This is a genomic window from Micromonospora sp. D75 (assembly GCF_018070405.1).
Lineage (GTDB): Bacteria > Actinomycetota > Actinomycetes > Mycobacteriales > Micromonosporaceae > Micromonospora > Micromonospora chalcea.
Genome location: NZ_JAGPXV010000572.1, coordinates 1 through 3,864, shown reverse-complemented (window position 1 = coordinate 3,864; position 3,864 = coordinate 1). Strand labels below are relative to the sequence as shown.

Genomic DNA, 3,864 nt, shown 5'->3' with positions numbered 1-3,864 from the left:
CCGTGTGGTGCGGCCACTCCCCCTCGACCACGCGCGGGCTGGTGTCGGCGGCGAGCAGCCGACCGCCGTAGCGGGCCAGCACCGGCGGGAAGGCGGCGGCATACCTGTCGTAGCGCGCCCGGTCGTGGATGGTGAGCTGCGCGAGGGCGTAGACGGTCACCGGCTCAGGCTACCGACCGCCCGAGCGCTCCGGCCTCGTCCGTCGGGCCGGATCCGCCGCCTCCGCGAGCCGGGTCGACTGTCCGGTGTGCTCTAGCCATTATGGCTCTGACCTGCGAATACTGGTAGCAGGTCCGGGCGGCGTGGGGGAAAGAGGTGGGGCACGATGATCGAGCAGGAGACCCAGCCGGAGGCCATACCCGAGCCCCGGAACACGCCGGAGGGCGGGCCGTCCCGGCCCGTCACGCCGGTTCCCGGCGCGGTGTGGCAGGTCCGCGTACGGACCAAACTCGACGACCTGTACCAGCAGCTCGCGGTGCTGTCCGCGCGCGACCCCGATCGGGCCGAGGCGCTGCGCGCGCAGCTGTCCCGGGTGGAGGTGGTGCTCGGACGCAGCGGCGTGGTCGAGTGGTTGCGCGGCGGCAACCTGGAGTACGCGTGGCAGACCATCCACTCGGTGGAGCGGGCCATGGTGGGGTTGCGCAGCCCGGACGAGCTGGCCGGGCTGCTGCCGGCGTACCGCAGCGCGGCGGCACAGGTGCTGCCGGCCGACGACAAGGTGCTCAGCGACCTCGACACCGCGACCGGCGGGGTGCCCGTGGAGTTGCTGCGCGCCCGGGTGCAGGCGCTGCTGCTGCGCTTCCACTCCGCGTCCGACGAGTTCCACGAGTCGGCGCGGCGGCTGCGCAACCGGATGCTGGGGCTGTCGGTGTTCGCGCTGGTGGCGGAGATCCTCGTGGTGCTGGTGCAGTGGCTCAGCCACGACGTCCGGCTGCTGGAGGCACCGACCGACGCCGGTGGCGTACCGGCCTGGCGGCTGCTGTTCTTCGTGCTGATCGCCGGGGCGCTCGGCGCGTTCCTCAGCGCGCTGCCGTCGATGATCACGTCCCGGTCCGGCGGGCTGCCCTACAAGCTGCCGTTCCAGCAGGGGCTGCTCAAGCTCGCGGTCGGCCCGCTGGTGGCGGTGGTCGGCATCATGCTGGTCATCGGCGGCCTGGTGGAGACCAGTGTGAGCAGCACCGCCGCGCTGCTGGGCCTGGCCATCGTGTTCGGCGCCGGGCAGCAGGCGGTCACCGCGTTCGCCGACCGGCGGGCGGCCGAACTGCTCGGCCCGGCGGCCAAGAGCTGATCGGGCGCGGGTCACCGGCGGCCCTGGGTAGCCTGATCCCATGATCTTCATTACCGCCAAGTTCCGGGTCCGCCCCGAAGACGCCGACAACTGGCCGCGGATCGCCGCCGACTTCACCGCCGCGACCCGGGCCGAGCCCGGCTGCCTGTGGTTCGACTGGTCCCGCAGCCTGGACGACCCGACCGAGTACGTGCTGGTCGAGGCGTTCCGCGACGACGAGGCGGGCGCGGCGCACGTGCAGTCGGAGCACTTCCGCGAAGCCCAGCGCACGCTGCCGCCGCACCTGGCCGAGACGCCCCGGATCGTCAACGTGACGGTGCCGCAGCAGGACTGGTCACGCCTGGGCGAGATGGCCGTACCCGGCGACGCCTGACCGGACGGCGCAACTGCGCGCGGGCGGCGCGGCGGGCCGCCCGCGCGGCCGGTCAGGGGATGGTCAGGCCGTAGGCGGCGAGGATCTCCAGGATCGGCTGGTAGTAGCTGGTGCCACCGCTCGTGCAGTTGCCACTGCCGCCGGACAGCACGCCGAGGACGACGCCGGTCGCGGCCACGTAGAGCGGGCCGCCGCTGTCCCCCGGCTCGGCGCAGATGTTCGTGCGGATCAGCCCGGTGACGCTGCCCTCGGCGTAGTTGACTGTGGCGTTCAACCCGGTGACGGTGCCGCACCGTACGCCGGTGGTGGCGCCGCTGCGGCAGACCGCCTGCCCGACGTACGCGCTGCCGGCGGCGGTTACGGTGACCTGCCCCGGGTAGGTGTGGATCGCGCTCGGGTGGGCGGCGGTTCCGGTGTAGCGGACCACGCCGTAGTCGTTGCCGGGGAAGCTGCTGCCGGTCCGGCTGCCCAGCACCGTCGTGCGGGCGCTGTCGGCGTACCAGGTGGCGGCGAGGCGCGTGCAGTGTCCGGCGGTGACGAAGTACCAGGTGGCGCCGCTGCGCACGTTCGCGCCCAGTGAACAGCGCCCGCCGCCGCCGTAGATCGCCTGACCGGCGGCGATGAGCGTACGCAGCCGCCCGGGTTCGTGGCGCAGCACCGCGCCGGCCCGGGCCGCGGTCCGGCGCAGCGCGGCCAGCTCGCTGCCGCGTACCGTGTCGTCGGCGGTGACCGTGAGCCGGCCGGTGGCCGGGTCGTGCTCCCAGGCGGTGCCGGGCGTGCGGATCCCGGCGAGCGCGGCGGGCCCGGCCGGTGGAGTGGCGACGCCGGCCCGGGCGACCGCCGGAGCGCCGGTCAGCAGGACGGCGAGGACGAGTACGACGAGCGCTGGTCGGCGCATCCTCCGGGACCTCCTCCATCGTCTACGGTCGATTGGCACAGCATCAGCCCGCGGGCGCGATCCACTCAACCGGCAGAACCGGCGATTCCCGAAACTTCCGGAGTCGCGGCGGACGGTGCGCGCGCCCGTCCCCCCGCGCCCGCCCTCGGATTCCCGCCCTCCACCCGCCACCGCGTGCCCCGATGTCGACGCATCGAGGTGATTAAGTTTTCGGAACGCTTCCGGTAGGCTTCGGGCAGAGATTCGCTTCGATCCACTCACGATGTGCCGGGGAGTCGCTCCCCGAGCTGGCGCGGCCACCGGGCGACCGCGCGGAGCCGACATCGTGGCGGGCGGTGGCCGAGGCGAGCCGATCCCATTGACAGGCTAGAGAGGCGTTCAGATGGACAAGGTGCTCGCCCGCGGCAGCGGGAGCGCGGCAGCCCGGTCACGCCCGCGGACCGCTGTGGTCGCGATGGTGGCGGGGGCCGCGATGGTCGCCGCCACGATAGCGGTGGCGACCAGCGCCAGCGCCGGCACGACGCTCGGCGCGTCGGCGGCGGAGCAGGGCCGGTACTTCGGCACGGCGGTGGCGGTGAACAAGTTGTCCGACAGCACGTACGTCGGCATCCTGAACCGCGAGTTCAACATGGTCACCGCCGAGAACGAGATGAAATGGGACGCCACCGAGCCGTCCCGGAACCAGTTCAACTTCACCAACGGCGACCGGCTCGTCGCGCACGCCCAGGCCAACGGCATGCGGGTACGCGGCCACGCGCTGCTCTGGCACCAGCAGCAGCCCGGGTGGACGGGAAGCCTGTCCGGCAGCGCGTTGCGCGACGCGATGATCAACCACGTCACCCAGGTCGCCACCCACTACCGGGGCAAGATCCACTCCTGGGACGTGGTGAACGAGGCGTTCGACGACGGCAACAGCGGCGCCCGCCGCAACTCGAACCTCCAGCAGACCGGCAACGACTGGATCGAGGCCGCGTTCCGTGCCGCGCGCGCCGCCGACCCGGGCGCCAAGCTCTGCTACAACGACTACAACATCGACAACTGGAGCTGGGCCAAGACCCAGGGCGTCTACAACATGGTGCGGGACTTCAAGTCCCGGGGCGTGCCGATCGACTGCGTCGGCCTCCAGTCGCACTTCAACAGCGGGTCGCCGTACCCGAGCAACTACCGCACCACGCTGCAGAACTTCGCCGCGCTCGGCGTCGACGTGCAGATCACCGAGCTGGACATCGAGGGCTCCGGCAGCAGCCAGGCCACCTCGTACGGCAACGTGACCCGGGACTGCCTGGCCGTGGCGCGCTGCAACGG

General features: G+C 72.5%; 5 protein-coding genes. 3 read left to right on the top strand and 2 right to left on the bottom strand.

Annotation, left to right across the window (positions count from 1 at the left end):
* Positions 1–160: DUF1330 domain-containing protein (locus KBX39_RS33570; protein WP_210872907.1), on the bottom strand; the 160-nt coding region annotated here is incomplete at its 3' end.
* A 165-nt stretch (positions 161–325) separates the two neighbouring features.
* Here KBX39_RS33570 and KBX39_RS25635 point away from each other — a divergent pair.
* Together KBX39_RS25635 and KBX39_RS25630 are read left to right on the top strand one after the other, a co-directional pair.
* A complete protein-coding gene (locus KBX39_RS25635) occupies positions 326–1,288 on the top strand; it encodes a hypothetical protein (protein WP_113972771.1) in 963 nt (320 codons plus the stop codon).
* A gap of 40 nt (positions 1,289–1,328) precedes the next feature.
* Positions 1,329–1,661 (top strand): putative quinol monooxygenase, encoded by a 333-nt coding sequence (locus KBX39_RS25630; protein WP_043323822.1) that lies wholly within the window; start codon positions 1,329–1,331, stop codon positions 1,659–1,661.
* Between the two features lie 52 nt (positions 1,662–1,713).
* On the opposite strand, the gene KBX39_RS25625 is transcribed toward KBX39_RS25630, so the two are convergent.
* Positions 1,714–2,559 carry a S1 family peptidase gene (locus KBX39_RS25625; RefSeq protein WP_113972772.1) on the bottom strand — a complete coding sequence of 282 codons (846 nt, stop codon included), beginning with the start codon at positions 2,557–2,559 and terminating at the stop codon, positions 1,714–1,716.
* Positions 2,560–2,941: 382 nt separating this feature from the next.
* Here KBX39_RS25625 and KBX39_RS25620 point away from each other — a divergent pair.
* Positions 2,942–3,864, top strand: a 923-nt coding sequence (locus KBX39_RS25620; protein ID WP_210872905.1) for an endo-1,4-beta-xylanase, incomplete at its 3' end; no start/stop codon positions are given.